Origin of the sequence: Aeromonas sp. 55A (assembly GCF_051919665.1) — a bacterium.
GTDB classification, from domain to species: domain Bacteria; phylum Pseudomonadota; class Gammaproteobacteria; order Enterobacterales; family Aeromonadaceae; genus Aeromonas; species Aeromonas veronii.
This window is the reverse complement of record NZ_JBQBEH010000001.1, coordinates 477,423-495,317: the sequence shown is the minus strand read 5'-3', so window position 1 is coordinate 495,317 and position 17,895 is coordinate 477,423. Positions and strand designations below refer to the sequence as shown.

The window sequence follows — 17,895 nt, the reverse complement described above, 5'->3', positions numbered from 1 at the left end:
GATGACAGGAGCTTTTCATGCGTATTACATCCTTGCTTGCCGGTTCGCAGGTGCAGCTGTTGATGCCGCCAGCGGTGCGCTATCGCTGCGTCATTTTTCTGCTGTTGCTGGTGAGTTGGGGCGTGGTGGCGGCCTCCTTGTGGGATGGCTGGGGCGCCATGGCGCTGCTCAACTGGGTGGGCGTGGTCTTTGGTGGCATCACCGGGATCATGGTTTCGCTGCCCCGCAGCTGGCAGCCCTGGCGCCTGGCGGAGCTGGGGTGGGACGAACAGCATATCTATCTGCTCAATGGCAACAAGGATGAGGCGCTGGCGCTGCCCCGCAACCAGCTGGTGGCGCTTGAACGGGAGCGACGAGTGGGTCACGACGGCCAGTGGCTCGACTTCAGCCTCGATCTGCAACTGAGTGAAGATGAGCTGGCGGCGGCCATGGCCTTGCTGGATCTCAAGGCGGGGGAGCTGCATCTGGTGAGCCCGTCTGTCTATCGCTTCGGCTTTAAACGGGCCTGGCACGGTCGCCGGATGCTGGCGCAACGGTTGTCAGATCTGCAATCGGCCTGAGTCGACTATTTTCTCGACAATTCCCGGCAAAGCTCAGATACTGCCAGTGACTCGAATTGATCTTGTCTGCACTGTTAACCCAAGAGATCAATCACTTGACGACAGTGTGGAGAAGGCCACGGCATGAAGCCATGGCAGGTCCGGCATAGGGGTTGTGCCCTTACCGTTATGCTGGGAATTGCATAGAGAAGGCACCTTGAATCGAGAGTGGATGGAATGAAGATTTACGTAGGAAATCTGTCGTACCGGATGACGGCCGACGAACTGAAAACCCTGTTCAGCCAGTTTGGACAGGTCGACAAGGTTGATATCATCATCGACCGCGATACCGGCCAGTCAAAGGGGTTTGGTTTTATTGAAATGCCGGTCAATGGTGATGCCGAGAAGGCCATCGCTGGTCTGCATGGCACTGAAGTCGGTGGCCGTACCATCACCGTCAACCAGGCCAAACCGAAGACAGATGCTCCCCGTGGTCGCCCGCAACAGCGCCACCGCTAAGGTGCCTCGGCAATAAAAAAACGGCATGGGTTTCCCCCATGCCGTTTTTGTTTCTGTACGTTTTGTTGTGATCAGGGGACGTCGTAACCGAGCGCCGCCTTGCGGATGCGGAACCACTGCTGGCGATTGAGGGCGATGGATTCGGCGGCCACGGCGGCAGCAATCCGCTCCCGTTTGCCGGAGCCAATCAATGGCAGCGGCTGACTTGGCAGCATCATTACCCAGGCGTAGACCACCTGCTCGATAGTCTGGGCGCCCACTTCCTGACGGATCTGCTCCAGTTCGGCACGCAGCGGGGCATAGGCGTCATCGCTGAACAGTCGGCCGCCGCCGAGACATGACCAGGCCATCGGCTTGATGCCAAGCTGCTGGCACTGATCCAGGGTACCATCGAGGGTCCCTTCCTGATGAAGCGGCGAGATCTCCAGCTGGTTGGTGACCAGCGGGAAGGGGAGGCGCGATTGCAGTAGCTCGAACTGACGGGCGGTGAAGTTGGATACCCCGGCGTGCTTGATCTTGCCCGCCTGTTTCAGGGTGATAAAGGCGTCGGCCACTTCATCTGCGTTCATCAGGGGATCTGGGCGGTGGATCAGCAGCAGGTCCAGATGGTCGGTGCCGAGCTTGCGCAGCGAGGCTTCGGCGCTGGCGATGATATGGTCCTTGCCGGTGTTGTAGTGGTTGAGAGCATGCTCCGGCTTGGCGGTGAGGGCGATACCGCACTTGGTGACGATCTCCATCCGGCTGCGCAGGGAAGGCTCGAGGCGCAGGGCGTGACCAAAGGCCTCTTCGCACTGGTAGCCACCATAGATATCGGCGTGATCGATGGTGGTGACCCCCAGATCCAGATGATATTTCATCAGATCGAGCAGAGCGGCCGGAGAGAGCTGCCACTCCATCAGGCGCCAGTAACCCATGATGAGGCGAGAGAAGGTGGGGCCTTGCGGATGCAGGGCGACACGGGATACAGACATGGTTGACTCCTTGAAAAACACGATGCGAAAACGATGTGCAACATAGATGACTGCGGGCATCTTGGCCTCATGTGGCTGGCAAAGCAATAATGGGCAGTGGCATGATTCGAACTTTGGTTCTGATCGCAGAGTAGGAGAGAGAGTTGGATGGAAGGATTTGCCGAGCGCTTGCAGAGCCTGATCGGGGAGATGAGCGTGAGCGCGTTTGCCCGCAAGGTGGGGCTCAGTGAAGCGCTGATCCGCAAATATTTGAAGGGAGCCGAGCCTGGCCTGGCGCGGGCCAACCAGATCGCCATGGGGGCCAACTGCTCGCTGGAGTGGCTGGCAACCGGCTGCGGTTATCTCTACCGTCAGGCGGAAGTGGTGGACAGGGAGGCGCTGGCAGCGGCGCAGCTACTGCTGGGCGAGCAGCAACCCGGGGTGGGGCTGCCCGATGAGGAGGCACTGGTCACCTTGCTCGCCTATTACCAGTTTTTGCGCACCCACAAGAAAGCGGACGGTTTTCTCGACTTGGCGCTGGCGCGGGAGTTTGGTCGCCATCTGGGGGAAGCGTGATGAGGGGCATATTACCCTTTGGTCGTGTCACGGCCGGTTGATTATTCTGATACGCTCTAAGCAAGATAAATCTCCATGGAATGGGCGATGAGCTACTTGATCCTCGGAAGTGGTGCGCTGGGCTCGGCGCTGGCAAGAGAGCTGATGGCAAGGGGGGAGTCCTTCCTTCTTGCCGGGCGCACCTATCCAAAAGGGATCGAGATGGGGGCTTTCTTCCCGCTGCAAGAGGTGGACGCCATCTCGTTCGACGCCCTGTTTACCCTCTACGACACCGATCCTCTTCCCACTGTGGTGATCAACACCATCGGCCTGTTGCACGATGTCAGCTTTATGCCGGAGCGGCGGGTCGAAGAGGTGCACCCCAAGTGGCTGTGCGACAGCCTGCTGGCCAATGCCTGGCCAACGCTGGCGCTGGCTGCCCGTTTCAGTCGGTTGATGGGCAATGACCATCCGCTGTGGCTCTGTGCCATCTCCGATCTGGCGGGCTCCATCACCTCCAATCTGGAGGGGGGGCGTTACAGCTACCGGATGAGCAAGGCGGCCCTCGACATGGGGGTGAAAACCCTGGCCCTCGAGTGGACGCAACGTTTCCCGCAAGCAGGGGTGGTGGCCGTTGCGCCCGGCTTGATGGACTCCCCGATGAATACCCCCTTTCTGAGCGAGTTGCCTGCGGAGCAATTGCAGGAGCCTGCCGAGGTGGCGGTGAAACTGCTCAATCTCATCAAGGGGTTATCGTTGACCCAATCGGGTCAGCTACTGGATCTCAACGGCCAGCCGCTGCCTTGGTAAATCCCGCCTGCGGGTTCTATGGACGTCTATTGGCTTCACATTCTGCTCATGCGCCCCTTGCCAAGCGAGGGGCGCATGGCTAACGTCACTCTCCTGTTTCAGGAGGGATCTCATGCGCTATATCGATTTACGAAGTGACACCGTCACCCAGCCTACTGACGCCATGCGTCAAGCCATGCTCCACGCCGAAGTCGGTGACGATGTCTATGGTGAAGATCCGGGCGTCAACGCGCTGGAGGCCTTTGGGGCCAGATTGCTGGGCAAACAGGCGGCGCTGTTTGTGCCGTCCGGCACCATGTCCAATCTGTTGGCGGTGATGAGCCACTGTCAGCGCGGTGAGGGGGCCATCCTCGGCAACGCAGCTCACATCTATCGCTATGAAGCGCAGGGGAGTGCCGTGCTGGGCTCCGTAGCACTGCAACCCTTGCCGATGCAGCGCGATGGCACGCTGGCATTCGATGATATCAAGGCTGCGCTGGCCCCTGATGATGCCCACTTCGTCCAGACTCGCCTCATCTGTCTTGAGAACACCCACAATGGCAAGGTGCTGCCGCTCCCCTATCTGCAAGAGATGGGGGCATTTGTTGCTGAACGTGGCTTGAAGCTCCATCTCGATGGCGCACGGCTTTTTAACGCCGCCGTGGCCAGCGAGACCCCGGTCGAGGTGATCGCCGCGCCATTTGACAGCATCTCGATTTGTCTCTCCAAGGGGTTGGGCGCACCGGTGGGCTCGCTGCTGGTGGGCAGTCACGACTTCATCGCCCGTGCGCGCCGACTGCGCAAGATGCTGGGGGGCGGCATGCGCCAGGCGGGCATTCTGGCGCAAGCCGGTCTGTTTGCCCTCGAGCAGCACGTGACCCGTCTGGCCGATGATCACCGCCGTGCCAAACGGCTGGCCGAAGGGTTGGCTGCACTGCCGGGCATCGAGCTCGACCTCTCGCTGGTGCAGAGCAACATGGTGTTCCTGCGGCTGCGTGAGGGGGAATCGGCCCCTCTGCTCGCTTTTATGAAGGAGCGGGGGATCCTCTTCTCCGGTTACGGCGAGCTGCGGCTGGTGACTCATCTGCAGATCAACGATGACGATATTGAAGAGGTGATCGACGCTTTCACCGAGTATCTCGGGGCGCGTTGAGACGGCTGGTCAGGTAGAGGTTATACCAAGACCTGTTCATACCGAAATAACAGAGGGCGCCGCGGCGCCCTCTGTTATTTGGTTGTTTGCAGCAAACTTAAGCCTGCCGCTGGCCGCCCATCAGCATGGCCTCATCGGTGGCGTCGTAGATCATCACCGCGATATGGGTCACCTGACCGCCGAAATCGGCCAGTGGCACCAGCGTCAGGTTCTGGAACATGTGGGGGGCCGAGCCGGTAATGGGGCGATAGTTGGAGAAACGCAGCAGGTAGGGCTTCTGCTCCCAGGTGCTGAAGGCTCGGTTGTTGAGCTTGAAGACCATGTTGGCCTTGCGCTCGAACCAGGCTCTGTCCACATCGGGGAAGAGCTCGAACAGCACGCCGTCACGCACGTCACTGGCCAGTCGGCCGCTGTGGCTCTCCATAAAGCCGTTCCACACCTGTACCTTGTACTCCTTGTCGAGCACCACCAAGCCTACGTCCAAGTTCTGGACTATGTTCATCAGCCAATGAAATTCACGGATTTCCATAGTCACTCCTAGAGCATGTGCATGATTTTGTTGTTCATGGTGGCGATGGAATCTTCGGTAAACAGCAGCAGCAGATCACACTGCACCGCGTAGTCCTGGATCCGGTAGTTGATCTCGATGGCGAGCGTGCGGCGCCAGCGACTCTTGTTAGTGTTGATCAGCTCGTTGATGGGTCTGTGCTGGCCGAGCACCACCGGGTGCCCCTGACTGAAGGGAGTATCGAGCTGGTTGGCGTAGCCGCGCAGGAAGGCGCCGATCAGCACGTTGGCGGTATCCATCAGCAGCTCCAGTTCGGCGGTGCGATCCAGCGTTCCCTGATGGTTCATCAGCTTGGCCAAATCTTTGAAGCTGGAGTCATGGAACAGGATCAGCGCTTCGCCGGCGATCCCCGCCCCGATAAACCCCTGACAGACGGCGGAGAGGGTATCCGAATCCGCAGCCGCCGAGAGCGCCATATGCAGCTCGGAGACCTCCAGCACGTTGACGTTGGGGATAGGCAGCACCACGAAGGCGTTGAGCAGACGAGCCAGCAAGTCGGCGGCCTGACCCATGGAGACGTTGGCCAGCTCCTGATAGACATCGCGGATTTCGGGGGTGATCTTGACGCCTGCATCGGCTACCACGCCGCTTGGCAAGGGCTCGGCTGCACTCGGCTGATTACCCGATGAAGCACTCCAGAAGCCATGTTGTTTGAGCAGGGCTAGCAGGGTATCTGGGGCGGCGGGCTTCTTGATGAAATCGAGCGCCCCCAGCCCCATGACCCGCTGATAGGCCTCAGGCTGGATATCTCCGGAGACCACGAAAACCTTGCTGCGTAGTCCTTCCCGTTTCAGGGTCTCCAGCACACCGTAACCGTCCATCTCAGGCATAGTGAGATCGAGAAAGATGAGATCCCCATGGCCCATCAGCACCTGTTCGATCCCTTCAAGGCCATTCGCCGCATAGTGCAAATCGACTTTCCAGTCAGCCGGTAGCGCTCGTGCCAGCTGTTTGCGGGCGAACCCGGAGTCATCACATATCAATACATTCATGGCGTTAGGCAGGCTCTGTTGGCAAGGATTGCTATAAGTGTGGCCCGCTAACAGTCAGATGCAATGTGGGAGGTTGTCACCCTGTGAAAATTGGTTATCCCATTGCCGGTTACGATAGCGTGCGGAGTATTTCTCAACAAATTCAGCGAACATCTTAACACGCAACGGGGCGAACTGGTGCTGGCAACACAACATGTAGAAGGGGCGATTGCCGGTCTGCCAGTCGGTCAGTACCGGTACCAGCTGCTCGTCATGGAGGAAGCTGCTCAGATAGTGCAGCGGGGCGTTGACGATCCCCAGATGACGCCGGGCTGCGCGCACGGCGGCCTGAGTCTGGTTGACGGTCAGTTTGGCGCTGCGTTTGATGCAGACGCTCTGGCCATCCTTGTCGGTCAGTTGCCAGTGCTGGTGTGGCCAGCAGTAGATGAGATCATGTTCTTCCAGCTGGCTGGGGTGGGAGGGGGTTCCCTTCTTGGTCAGATAGAGTGGCGAGGCAAACAGGCCGTACTCGATATGACCGAGACAGATCGCATTGGGCAGCGACTGGGGCAGCTCACCGTTGAAGAACACCAGATCCCGATCATTGTCGAACAGGTGCTGGTGATCATTGGTCTGGGTGATATCGAACTGTACCTCGGGATAGTGCAGCCCGAATTCGGCCAGCATATCGATGAGGATGGTGTTGGAGAGCGCGATCGGCGCGGCTATCCGGATAAGCCCGGTGATGTCTGCTTCTTTACCCCGGATCTCGCTGGTGGCCTGCTCGATTTGTGCAAGCGGTGTGCAGAGACGCTCGTAGTATCTGAGCCCTTCATCGGTAAGGCGGAGTTTACGGGTAGAGCGATGTAGCAGGGAGCAACCCAGTTGCTCTTCCAGCTGGGAAATGCGTCGACTGATGGTGCCTGTTGGCATGCCCAGTGCGGCTGCAGCATGGGAGAATCCTCCCTCTTGCACCACCTTGACGAACAGGTAGAACTCTTCGATGTGCTTCATAAACGCTGTTCTGGGTGTAACAAGGGGGCAACCATAAAAAGAGCCTTATCGCTTGGCAAGGGTAATTCAGCGTTTAATTGATCTGGATTCGATTTCTACTGATACCAGTTTAAATTTTCAATTGTTCTCGAATGAGGATTATTTTCTGCGCCACAGTCATTGTTGCGAGATGTCACCCGTTAGCTCAAGAGAGAGAGGCGACATGGTATGACTACAATACGACCCATCCTCAGGAAAAAGAGGATCGCGCTGGTCAAGAGCAGTTCTTTTTTTCGGCGATGTGAATGTGATGACAGTCGCATATTCATCATGCCGGTCTGGTGAAGGTAGATATTCGGTTTTGAGGTATTTAAGTTCCTTGTTAAGTCGCTATTTGGGGCCGGTTTTGCTCTTTTTTGTCTGTTTATTCAACGCGCTGGTTAATAAATGAAAGTTTTACGAGGGAAATGCCGGCACTTTTTTAGTTGACTTGCTTGTCAGTAAATAAGTGTTTGTTGTGAATCGTAAAAATGTTTTTTGAAGTATCCAGAGTGCAATTCTTAGTGCTTGTTTTTGCTGGGAAAAAAAGTTAAAAACGAACGAGGGATTTGTTCTGATTGACAGGAGTATTGGCTGAGTCCTTTTTTCTGTGGCTGGATTGGCTCTCCTGTTGTTGATTTCTGAAATCAGTTATCTGCTTTTGGCCATCGCGAGAAATAGTGGCCGAGAGGTGTTTTCACCTTGCATTCTGCATACGGCGGTTTGCCCATTTGTTTTCCGGTTCACCAGTGACCATCCAGCATGAATGACTTTGACCAGATGAATACGCTTGACGAACGGTTACTGAAGACAATGGATGTTCTGCATACCCCTATCTGGGTATATGACATCGAACATCACCATATTTTCTGGGCAAACCGCGCAGCACTTCCTCTCTGGGAGGCCACCTCCCTTGACGAGCTCTGTTCCAGGGATTTTTCGGCTGATATGGCCACAGCCATAGCGCTGTTGTTGCAACGCTACCTCGGTGATTTTCAGCAGGGGCGAAGTTACAACGAGTGGTGGACTATCTCCCCAAAGGGGGTCAAGAAGCAGATCTATCTACGCCTCTCCGGCATTCAGCTGGCTGGTCGTCTGATGATGATGACCGAGGCGGTGCTCGACTCCGATACCCTCTATCAGGAGTCCTCGCTGGCAACCGGTGATACCCTGGCCTGCCTGTTCGATAGCAATGGCGCGTTCGAAAGCGGCAACTATCACTTCGAGATGTGTTTCGGTCACCGGATCGCCACGCTCTCCCAGGTTTTTTCCGGTAGTGACGACAGTTTTTACCAGAAGCTCTCCCGACTCGATGAAGTAGTGACCGAAGGGGAGTGCCGAACCCTCAAGGGGATGCGCTGGTTCCAGTATCAGTTCCGCTATATCCAGCAAGGAGCACGGATCCTGCTCACCATGCGCGATATTACCGATCGCAAACTCGAGGAGCTGGAGCATCGCCACCTCGCCTGGCATGACTCCCTGACCGGCCTGCTCAACCGTTATGGCTTGATGAAATCTCTCGAGGCCTATTGCGGGCTGGGGGAGCGTTTCGCGCTGGTATTCATGGATCTGGACAACTTCAAGCTGGTCAACGACAACTACGGCCATAAGGCGGGAGACCGCTTGCTGGAGCGGGTTGCCGGAGGTAACCATCGGCGGCAGTATCGGCATTGCCATCTATCCCGATGATGCGGACGATGGTGATAACCTCATCACCCGCGCCGATATGGCCATGTATCAGGCCAAGCAGATGGGGCGGCTGCGCTGGCAGCGTTTTACCCCCAGCATGCAGCAGACCCTGCAGCGCAAGCTCAATCTTAAGCAGTTTCTGGCCAAGGCTATCGGTCGTCAGGAGCTGAGCCTCTGTTACCAGCCACAGGTCGATGTCGCCAAACGGCGTCTGATCGGTTACGAGGCGCTGCTGCGTTGGTATAACCCGGTGCTTGGCCATGTCTCGCCAGTGGAATTTATCCCATTGGCCGAAGAGATGGGGCTGATCCGCGAGATCGGCAGCTGGGTGCTCTCTACCGCACTTGCCCAGATGGCCAGTTGGAAGAAGCGCCTCCATCACCGGGTGCCAGTCTCCGTCAACCTCTCCGGTTTCCAGCTCTCGTCGGCACTGCCCGGGCAAGTGCGCCAGCAGCTGGCTCTGCACGGAGTGGATGCTTCCCTGTTGACGCTGGAACTGACCGAAACCGTGCTTATGCTGGATATGAAGGGGTGCCTCGATATTCTCGATGACTTGAGTGAACTGGGGATCAAGATTGCCATCGACGATTTTGGTACCGGCTACTCATCCCTTGCCTATCTCAATCGCCTGCCCATCGATACGATCAAGCTGGATCGCTCTTTCGTGGTCGGCCTCAACCTGCCGGTGATCCGGGCGACCGCCGCCATGGCCACCAATCTGGGGTTGGGGATCATGGCGGAAGGGGTGGAGGAGCCTCACGAACTGGCCGCACTGCAGACCCAGGGGTGCCATGTGTTCCAGGGATATCTGTTCAGCAAGCCGCTGACGGTGGCACAAGTCGAGGCAAGCGGTTTCGTGGTGGAGTGTCAGGTTGGGCGTTATCCACTGTTAGATGCCGTGATGGCAGAGTAACAAGTGTGCGTTAGGCCACAACTTGGAATTTTATTCCGCAACATTTAATCAAAATTAATCATTCTTTTGCGATCGGTCATGAGACGGATTGGCTGGAATTGCTAGCATGCGACCTCGTTTCTAGGGAAAGGAGTATCGCAATAATGAGTCATGCTGCTGTCAATGACCGTCCGGCCAGCCCTCCCAAAGGTTGGCTGAACCGTTTCCTCAATGGCGTCGAGAAAGCCGGGAACAAATTACCCGACCCCGCCATGCTGTTCCTCTACGCCTTGCTGATCGTCTGGGTCGGCTCCTGGGTGTTGTCACAATTCCAGTTTGATCTGGTCAACCCCCGTACCGGGGAGGCGGTAGTGGTCAACAACCTGCTGACCGGTGCCGGTCTGGCCGAGTTTCTCTCCACCATGGTGACCACTTTCACCGGCTTTGCCCCGCTGGGCATCGTGCTGGTGGCCATGCTGGGGGTCGGGGTGGCCGAGCAGTCCGGTTTTATCAATACCGGTCTGAAAAAGTTGCTCAAAGTGACGCCTGCCCGTTTTCTCACTCCCATGCTGATCCTGGTAGCGATCGTCAGCCACACCGCCGCAGATGCGGGTTATGTGCTGGTGATCCCCATCGGTGGCATCATCTTCCACGCTGCCGGACGCCATCCGCTGGCGGGGATCGCCGCTGCCTTTGCCGGTGTCTCCGGCGGTTTTGCCGCCAACTTCCTGCCCTCCGGCGGGGATGCGCTGCTGCAGGGCTTTACCCAGTCCGCCGCTCAGTTGCTCGATCCTGACTACATGGTCAACACCCTGTGCAACATCATCTTTACCGGTGCCTCTTCGTTGCTGATCATCTGCGTCGGCTGGTTCATCACCGAAAAGGTGGTGGAGCCGCGCCTCAAGCATGTGGCGCTCAACGAGGATCTGGAGAGTGCCGACGAGATGGGGCGCTACAGCGCGCAAGAGAGCCGGGCCTTCAACTGGGCCGGGTTTGCCATGCTGGCGGCTATCGTGCTGCTGGCGCTGGCGCTCTCCCCGAGCGATTCACCGCTGCGTGCTGCCGATGGCTCCCTGACCACCTTCGCCGCACCGGTGATGAAGTCCATAGTGCCGCTCATTTTCCTGCTCTTTATCCTGCCCGGGATTGTCTACGGCTTTGTCGCAGGCAGCTTCAAGAGTGGCAAGGATGTGATCGACGCTATGTCGGCCACCATGAACAAGATGGGCTCCTACATGGTGATGGCCTTCTTCTGCGCGCTCTTTATCAAGGCGTTTGGCGACTCCAACCTGGGCACCCTGCTGGCCCTCTCCGGTGCCGAAGTGCTTCATGCGCTGGCGCTGCCCGGTGAAGTGACCATCGTCGGGATGATCCTGCTGACCGCCAGCGTCAATCTGGTGGTGGGGTCGGCTTCGGCCAAGTGGGCGCTGATCAGCCCGATCCTGGTACCCATGTTGATGGCGGTGGGGATCTCCCCCGAGCTGACCCAGGCGGCCTATCGGGTCGGGGATTCCGCCTCCAACATCATCACCCCGCTGATGGTCTTCTTCCCGCTGGTGGTGGTCTATTGCCAGCAGTATGTGAAAAGCACCGGGATCGGTACCCTAGTCTCCATGATGCTGCCCTACTCGCTGGCCTTCCTGGTGAGCTGGACGATTTTCCTGCTGCTCTACTGGGCGCTCGGCTTCCCGCTCGGGTTGCAAGCCCCTTACGTCTATCCGGCCCCTTAAGCTGGGTGTGCGAGGGAGCCTTGGGCTCCCTCGTTTTTTTCGCTATGGTGTTACCTCATTTTGGAGGTGCCATGAATCAGACCATCGATCTTATCCTTTCCCATCGCTCCATTCGTCAGTTCACTGCCGAGCCGATCGCCCCGCAGCAGCTGGATGCCATTCTCGCCGCCGCCCAGTCCGCCTCAACCTCGAGCTTTTTGCAGGTGACCAGTATTGTGCGAGTCTGCGAGCCCGATGCGCGTCAGCAGTTGGCCATGCTGGCGGGCAATCAACCCTATGTGGTGCAGGCGGCCGAGTTTCTGGTGTTCTGCGCCGATTACCACCGCCACACCCAGATCGTGCCCGAGGCCCAGACCGGCTATGCGGAGCAGTTGCTGATCGGAGCCATCGACGGCGCCCTGATGGCGCAAAACGCCTTGCTGGCGGCGCAGTCGCTGGGGCTGGGCGGGGTCTATATCGGCGGCATTCGCAACCATCCGGCCGAGGTGAGCGAACTGCTCGGCTTGCCCCATCAGGTGATCCCGCTGTTTGGCCTCTGCCTTGGTCATCCTGCCCAGCAGCCGGAGCAGAAACCCCGTCTGCCCAGGGGATTGGTGGTGCATCAGGAGCGCTACCAGCACGAGCTGGATCGCGGCCTGCTGGCCCGGTACGATCAGCAGATCGCGGACTACTATCAGGCCCGCAGCAGCAACAACAAGCAGCAGACCTGGAGCGGACAGATCCGCGCCATTCTGGGCAAGGAGTCCCGCCCTTTCATGCTGGGATTCCTGCAATCGCGGGGCTTTAACCTCAAGTAATGGCGCTGATGGGCGATACTATGGGGAGGTGACCGTCATGGTCATCATCCCCTGATCCTGCAATCTCTCCCTGAGACCGGGGGCACAGCTTGGTGACAAATCGTGGGCAAGGGGGGATCTGCAGGCTACCTTAAGTGGGTAAGCTGTTGTAGGATCACGCAATTGGATAGGAACAGGGGTTTGGACATCCTATGATTTTAACTTTGGTATTGCTGTCTATTGGCGCACTCCTGTTTTTGGTTATCGCCTATAACGTGGTGCAGCAATATAAGCAGAAGGCAGAGGCGGACAAGCGTCACGCCGTTGCCAGACACAAGACGGTGGCTGACGAGACCGAAGAAGTGTTGCTGAACGTCAATCTGGTGCCTTTCTCCAAGAACATGGTGTTGCTGTTGCAGCACCGGATCCTCGATGCCTATCGCGCCATCGCCCAGGTGATGCCGAACAATCAGATCAAGCAACGCATCGTCGATGTGCAGACCCAGATCAAGAATGTGCAGGAGAACTACAGCGTGCAGGATGAGGGGCAGTTCAAGACCCCGGAGTCCGATCGTCAGGCGATCCAGATGCTGCAGCTGGTCAAGAAGATGCGGGCCGTGCTGCGGGTCGAGCACAACAAGGGCAAGATTGACCCTCAGGGGTTTGCCCAGGAAGAGCGCCGCCTCGAGCTGATGCAGCTCAAGATCAACATCTCCAATCTGGTCAAGCGGGCGATGGATGCCCGCATTCAGGGCCAATATGGTACATGCCGCCAGCTCTATACCAAGGGTCTGTCGGCCATGGCGAGCGTGGGCGACAAGGATCCCTATCTGCTGGCCCGTGAAGAAGATATGCGTCAGGGGCTCAAGGAGCTTGAAGAGCTGCAGCAGCAAAACAGCGCGCAGGATCTGCAAAACATCAAGGACAAGGAAGCTGACGAGCTCGATGTCCTGTTTCAACCCAAGAAGAAATGGTAAGCATGTCCCACCCACTCGATTCCACACTGGGGCCAATGGCCCCATTTGTTTCTCAGCTGTTGGCCGAACTGGCCGCCACTGGCGTCACAATTTCACAGCCAACGGTCGATCACCTCTGTTATCGGGCGGCTACCCTGCAGGAGTACCGCGCGCTATGTGCTGTGCTGGCTGAGGCGGGCTCCTTGCTGGTGGAGGGTATGATTGGCGGACGTCCCATCGCCACTTATCAGTTGCATCAGCCGCTGTTGGCTGGTGAGGTACAGGTACCCTGTATCGAGCTGGCCGCACCGAAACCGGGTCGCGTCCATCAGGCGGGGCTGGAACATATCGAGCTGGTGGTTACTTCACTGCAAGATCTGGTAGCGCGCTATCCCGAGCAGCCATTCAAAACTGGCAACATGCAGGATATCCGCAACCCCGATATTGGCCTGATGTTGCCTTCCGGCCAGATCAAGTTTCATCTGCGCCCGCTGGCTGAGGTGATCGCCGAAGAGGTGGCGACCGGTGCTGTGGTCGCGGTGCCTGCGGATTATTTCGATCAGGAGTGATCCTGCTCTAAATGCGGTGCGAGCCTGACAGGCTCTTGAATAACGCAGCAAAAGGGGTCACCGGTGTGACCCCTTTTGCTATCTGGCGGTGCTGGGTTGCGAGAGCGCTATCTGCTCGTGGGTGACCCTGTTTGCGCTGAGCCCGTTACCCGTGTCGGTGGGGTTGCTGGGTGGGCAGTGGCGATTGGCTTCGCTGCTTGAGACGGCCGAGCCAGAGGCTCAAGCCCGCCGTCAGGATGAGGACCAGTTCAATTCCCATGACCAGACCGCCCAGCTCGCCTTGCTCCCAGAACGGGTGCAGGTAAAGCCCACCCAGACTGGCTCCCAGATAGTAGGCCACCAGATAGAGGGAGGAGGCGAGGGCGCGGTTGTGTTCGACATGATGACCGACCCAGGCACTGGCGCAGGCGTGTGCCAGGAAAAAGCCGAAGCTGGAGATCAGCAAGCCACTCAGGATCCCGAGCAAGCTAGCTTGCAGCAGCCACAGACTGCCGAGGGCCATCAGGGCGATCCCGACCAGCAGCATGCGTTGTGCCCCCCAGCGGTTGGCAAAGCGGCCGCTCAGTGAGGAGGCCACCGTCCCCGAGAGATAGGTGAGAAACAGCATGCCGAGCCATTGGGTGGGCAGCGAGAAGGGGGGCTTGGCCAGCAGGAAGGTGAGGTAGCTGAACTGGTTCAGAAACACCATAAAGTTGAGCCCCCCGATAAGGTAAGCCCCTACCAGCAAGGGGTTGGTCAGATGTTGTTGCAAGGCGCGAGTAAATTGGCCGCGAACGGGGGCGCTCGCCACAAAGCGGGTCTGATGGGGCAGCAGCCAGAAGACCAGCGGCAGCAGTGACAGGCTGATCACACCGATCCCCAGAAAGGTATGCTGCCAGTCGCCAAACCAGCCCGCCAGCAGGCCGCCGACCACCCGACCGGCAATGCCACCGAGGGAGTTGGCGGCAATATAGACCCCCACCGCCGAGAGGAGCGCCCGTTTGCTGAACTCTTCCCCCATATAGGCAATCGCGGTCGCGGGCAGTCCTGCCAGCAGCGCGCCCTGCAGGATGCGCAGCAACAGCAGGGTGCCAAACTGCTCAACCAGCGGGATTAACAGTGAGAGCAGGATCGCCAGGGTGAGGGTACCCAGCATGACCTGCCGACGGCCATGGCGATCCGCCAGTCTGGCGCAGATCAGCAGGGAGGCGGCGAGGCCAGCAGTGCATCCTGCCAGGGTCCAGCTGGCCGAGAGGGAGCTGACCGAGAAGACCTCGGCAATCAGGGGTAACAGGGGATGGGTCTGGTAGAGGTTCAGAAACACCAGAAAAGAGCCCAGGCTGAGGGCCAGGGTTGCACGTATCCACTCGCGACTTCCGACTTCAATCATTGCGTATTGTCCTGACTACTTTTGGTCAGGGTAGAGTCCTTGCAGTTATAAATATAATATATTTAAGTTATCTATCTCATAAGATGAATTGATACATGGATCTGAAACAGCTCACCTATCTGCTGGCGGTCAGGGATGGCGGCTCATTTACCAAGGCAGCCAACAGTCTGCATGTGGCACAGCCGGCCATCAGCATGGCCATCGCCAAGCTGGAGCAGCAGCTCGAATTGCGGCTGTTTGATCGACAGGATCGGGCGGTACGGCTCACCCCGGAGGGAGAGGTGCTCTGTCGCCATGCCGAGCGCTTGTTGCTGCAGATGCATCAGGCCGAGGCCGAGATGGCCGAGCTCAAGGGGTTGGAGCGGGGGGAGGTGCGGATCGGGATCCCCTACATGATGGGCTCCTACTATTTTCCCCCTCGTCTGATGGCCTTCAAGCACCGCTATCCCGGCCTCAAGATCCGGGTCGAAGAGGCCGGCACCCGTGAGCTGCTCAGCCGGATGGTGGATGGCTCCCTCGATCTGGCCATTCTCATCACCAGTGATCTCCCCCCGCCATTGAGGGGGCACATCTGCTGAGTGAAGAGATGTTGATGGTGGTGGGGGACGATCACCCCTTGCGTGGCGCATCGGCCGTCACCCTCTCTCAGTTTTTCGCTCAGGAGCTGGCGCTGTTTCGCCGTGGTTTCTACCACCGGGAGCATATGGAGGCGCTGGCCCAGAGCCTGGGCGTCGAACCCGATATCGCCTTCGAGAGCAATCTTATCCCTCTGCTCAAGGCGGTGGTGCGGCAAGGCTTTGCGGTGACCACCTTCTTGCGGATGGTGCTGGAAGAGGAGCCGGATCTGAGTGGCGTGCCCTTCGACCCGCCTATCTATCTCGATCTCTGCGTGGCGTGGCGGCGTGGCGATCCGCTCTCCATGGCCAACCGTGCCTTGCGCGATTTTCTACTCAAGGATCGCCCGGCCTGATGGCGGCGGGCCATTGCTGAAAGTTTGTTACTATTAACGGTGGGTTCGCTTGAGGGCTACACCATGAAATTGCAGCAATTGCGCTATATCGTCGAGGTGGCCAACCACAGGCTGAATTTGTCGGCCACCGCCGAGAGCCTCTTTACCTCCCAGCCCGGGATCAGCAAACAGGTGCGGATGCTGGAGGATGAGCTGGGGATCCAGATCTTCGAGCGTAGCGGCAAACACCTGACCCAGATCACCCCCATCGGTCGGGATGTGATCAAAGTGGCCGCGGAGGTGCTGGACAAGGTCGCCACCATCAAGGTAATGGCCAGGCAGCATGTGCATCTGGAGCAGGGAACCCTCACCATTGCCGCTACTCATCTGCAAGCTCGCTATATTCTGCCCGCCATCCTCAAGGGTTTTATGGCCCGCTTTCCCAAAGTTGCCGTAACTGTGATGCAAGGGAGTGCGACGCAGTGCCGCGCAGCCGTGCATGATGGCGCTGCCGATCTGCTGCTGGCGGATGAACCGGAGGATGGGAGCGATCTGCTTGTGCTCCCCTCTTTTCAGTGGCAACGGGGCTTGGTGCTACCCAAGGAGCATCCGTTGGCCAAAGCAACATCGCTGACTCCGGCTGAGCTGGTGGAGTTTGCATTGGTGACCGATGGAAGGGCGCTTTCCACAGCTCATGGCACTGATTGCGCTCATGCCGAGAGCCGGATCTCCTGCTGTGCGAGCGACAGCGATGTGCTCAAGACCTATGTCAGACAAGGAATGGGCATCGGGGTGATGGCAACTTTTGCTTGGGAGCCCCAGCGCGATGGCGATCTGGTGCTCAAAACGGCGCCCTGGCTACCAGGCGGTGTAGCCGCTATCGGGTTGCGCAGAGGGGCATTTTTATGCGGCTATCTCTACGATCTGATTGAACGTCTCGCGCCGCAATTGACCCGCGAGCGGGTCGAACAATACTGTGCTGCCCGCACTGGCGAAGAGCTTGAAGCTCTGCTGGCCAATTTGACCGTACCACAGCTATAGCCAGGGTTGATGTGTGGTCGTTCCAAGAAAAACGCCTCCGATTGGGAGGCGTTTGACTATCTGGCATTCGTCAATGCAGGCTCATTTTTTGAGCATGTGATCCAGCTTGTTGGCCTTGGTCGACAGATAGAACTCGTTGTGGGGATTGCGCCCTTCCTGCAACGGTACCCGTTCGGCCACCGGAATACCGAAGGATTCCATGGCTTTCATCTTGCGCGGGTTGTTGGTCATCAGTTTGAGAGACTTGACCTCAAGCTGCTTGAGCATATCGGCGCAGATGGTGTAGTCGCGCATATCGGCGGCGAAACCAAGGGCCACGTTGGCTTCCACGGTATCGGCCCCCTGATCCTGCAGGTGATAGGCGCGGATCTTGTTGAGCAAGCCAATGCCACGGCCCTCTTGACGCACATACAGCAACACGCCACGACCGGCTTTGGCGATATTCTCCATGGCCGCCTGCAACTGGAAACCGCAGTCACAACGCAGGCTGAACAGGGCGTCGCCGGTCAGGCACTCTGAGTGGATCCGGCCCAGCACGGGCTCGTCACCGGTAATGTCGCCCATCACCAGTGCGGCGTGGTCTTTGCCTGTGCCGGTTTCCTGAAAACCTACCAGCGTGAAGGTGCCCCAGGGGGTTGGCAATTTGGATTTAGCCACGAGGGTAACGCTGCTCATAGGTTGCTCCTTACTACTAACGGCTCAAAAAAGGGGGCCAGTTTAGCGCGCCTTGTCAGGAACGACCATAAGAACAAGTCCCTGCATTGCTTAATGAAATCTCCAAATGAGATACAAGCACAGCTGTCCGGCGGGGTTTTGGCCCTTTGTGCGGATTGATGACTGCCAGGCTC

General features: G+C 58.1%; 16 protein-coding genes and 2 pseudogenes. 12 read left to right on the top strand and 6 right to left on the bottom strand.

Annotated elements, in window-relative coordinates; all coding sequences use genetic code 11:
- The first annotated feature begins 17 nt into the window (after positions 1–17).
- Positions 18–560 carry a hypothetical protein gene (locus ACTG2G_RS02305; RefSeq protein WP_416004608.1) on the top strand — a complete coding sequence of 181 codons (543 nt, stop codon included), beginning with the start codon at positions 18–20 and terminating at the stop codon, positions 558–560.
- Between the two features lie 216 nt (positions 561–776).
- The gene (locus tag ACTG2G_RS02300; protein WP_005337180.1) at positions 777–1,058 is read left to right on the top strand and encodes an RNA recognition motif domain-containing protein; all 282 of its coding nucleotides are present in this window, start codon (positions 777–779) and stop codon (positions 1,056–1,058) included.
- Between the two features lie 71 nt (positions 1,059–1,129).
- Here ACTG2G_RS02300 and ACTG2G_RS02295 read toward each other — a convergent pair whose 3' ends face one another.
- On the bottom strand, positions 1,130–2,029 hold the full coding sequence (locus ACTG2G_RS02295; protein ID WP_139411973.1) for an aldo/keto reductase: 900 nt from the start codon (positions 2,027–2,029) through the stop codon (positions 1,130–1,132).
- A gap of 147 nt (positions 2,030–2,176) precedes the next feature.
- Between ACTG2G_RS02295 and ACTG2G_RS02290 the strand changes: the two genes are divergently transcribed.
- From ACTG2G_RS02290 to ltaE, 3 genes are all read left to right on the top strand, one after another.
- Positions 2,177–2,584 (top strand): helix-turn-helix domain-containing protein, encoded by a 408-nt coding sequence (locus ACTG2G_RS02290; RefSeq protein ID WP_005351138.1) that lies wholly within the window; start codon positions 2,177–2,179, stop codon positions 2,582–2,584.
- An 87-nt stretch (positions 2,585–2,671) separates the two neighbouring features.
- A complete protein-coding gene (locus ACTG2G_RS02285; RefSeq protein ID WP_416004609.1) occupies positions 2,672–3,373 on the top strand; it encodes a short-chain dehydrogenase in 702 nt (233 codons plus the stop codon).
- A gap of 112 nt (positions 3,374–3,485) precedes the next feature.
- On the top strand, positions 3,486–4,505 hold the full coding sequence (gene ltaE / locus ACTG2G_RS02280) for a low-specificity L-threonine aldolase (protein ID WP_416004610.1): 1,020 nt from the start codon (positions 3,486–3,488) through the stop codon (positions 4,503–4,505).
- Between the two features lie 97 nt (positions 4,506–4,602).
- Here the strand turns inward: ltaE and ACTG2G_RS02275 are convergent, their stop codons facing one another.
- Genes ACTG2G_RS02275 through ACTG2G_RS02265 form a run of 3 tightly spaced genes read right to left on the bottom strand, consistent with a single transcriptional unit; the run spans position 4,603 to position 7,058 of the window.
- Positions 4,603–5,034 (bottom strand): PAS domain-containing protein, encoded by a 432-nt coding sequence (locus tag ACTG2G_RS02275; protein ID WP_180993760.1) that lies wholly within the window; start codon positions 5,032–5,034, stop codon positions 4,603–4,605.
- A gap of 8 nt (positions 5,035–5,042) precedes the next feature.
- Positions 5,043–6,065, bottom strand: coding sequence for a response regulator (locus tag ACTG2G_RS02270; protein ID WP_103251765.1), 1,023 nt, complete (start codon positions 6,063–6,065; stop codon positions 5,043–5,045).
- Between the two features lie 54 nt (positions 6,066–6,119).
- Positions 6,120–7,058: a LysR family transcriptional regulator gene (locus ACTG2G_RS02265; protein ID WP_216953384.1), complete on the bottom strand. Its 939-nt coding sequence runs from the start codon at positions 7,056–7,058 to the stop codon at positions 6,120–6,122.
- 831 nt (positions 7,059–7,889) lie between these two features.
- On the opposite strand from ACTG2G_RS02265, the pseudogene ACTG2G_RS02260 reads away from it, so the two are divergent.
- From ACTG2G_RS02260 to ACTG2G_RS02240, 5 genes and pseudogenes are all read left to right on the top strand, one after another.
- Positions 7,890–9,678, top strand: a pseudogene (locus tag ACTG2G_RS02260) (putative bifunctional diguanylate cyclase/phosphodiesterase).
- 143 nt (positions 9,679–9,821) lie between these two features.
- Complete coding sequence (locus ACTG2G_RS02255; protein ID WP_005351146.1) at positions 9,822–11,387, top strand: AbgT family transporter; 1,566 nt, start codon at positions 9,822–9,824, stop codon at positions 11,385–11,387.
- Positions 11,388–11,458: 71 nt separating this feature from the next.
- Positions 11,459–12,184 (top strand): oxygen-insensitive NADPH nitroreductase, encoded by a 726-nt coding sequence (gene nfsA, locus ACTG2G_RS02250; protein ID WP_421387429.1) that lies wholly within the window; start codon positions 11,459–11,461, stop codon positions 12,182–12,184.
- 191 nt (positions 12,185–12,375) lie between these two features.
- Positions 12,376–13,140: a hypothetical protein gene (locus ACTG2G_RS02245; RefSeq protein ID WP_005337161.1), complete on the top strand. Its 765-nt coding sequence runs from the start codon at positions 12,376–12,378 to the stop codon at positions 13,138–13,140.
- On the top strand, positions 13,134–13,688 hold the full coding sequence (locus ACTG2G_RS02240) for a VOC family protein (RefSeq protein WP_421387430.1): 555 nt from the start codon (positions 13,134–13,136) through the stop codon (positions 13,686–13,688). Before ACTG2G_RS02245 ends, ACTG2G_RS02240 begins: the two co-directional genes overlap by 7 nt.
- 145 nt (positions 13,689–13,833) lie before the next feature.
- Here the strand turns inward: ACTG2G_RS02240 and ACTG2G_RS02235 are convergent, their stop codons facing one another.
- A complete protein-coding gene (locus tag ACTG2G_RS02235; protein WP_429204330.1) occupies positions 13,834–15,057 on the bottom strand; it encodes an MFS transporter in 1,224 nt (407 codons plus the stop codon).
- Positions 15,058–15,152: 95 nt separating this feature from the next.
- Between ACTG2G_RS02235 and ACTG2G_RS02230 the strand changes: the two are divergent.
- A pseudogene (locus ACTG2G_RS02230) lies at positions 15,153–16,027 on the top strand (LysR family transcriptional regulator).
- Between the two features lie 63 nt (positions 16,028–16,090).
- On the top strand, positions 16,091–17,047 hold the full coding sequence (locus ACTG2G_RS02225) for a LysR substrate-binding domain-containing protein (protein ID WP_439985125.1): 957 nt from the start codon (positions 16,091–16,093) through the stop codon (positions 17,045–17,047).
- A gap of 81 nt (positions 17,048–17,128) precedes the next feature.
- Here ACTG2G_RS02225 and ribA read toward each other — a convergent pair whose 3' ends face one another.
- On the bottom strand, positions 17,129–17,722 hold the full coding sequence (ribA, locus tag ACTG2G_RS02220; protein WP_005351157.1) for a GTP cyclohydrolase II: 594 nt from the start codon (positions 17,720–17,722) through the stop codon (positions 17,129–17,131).
- Between the last annotated feature and the right edge of the window lie 173 nt (positions 17,723–17,895).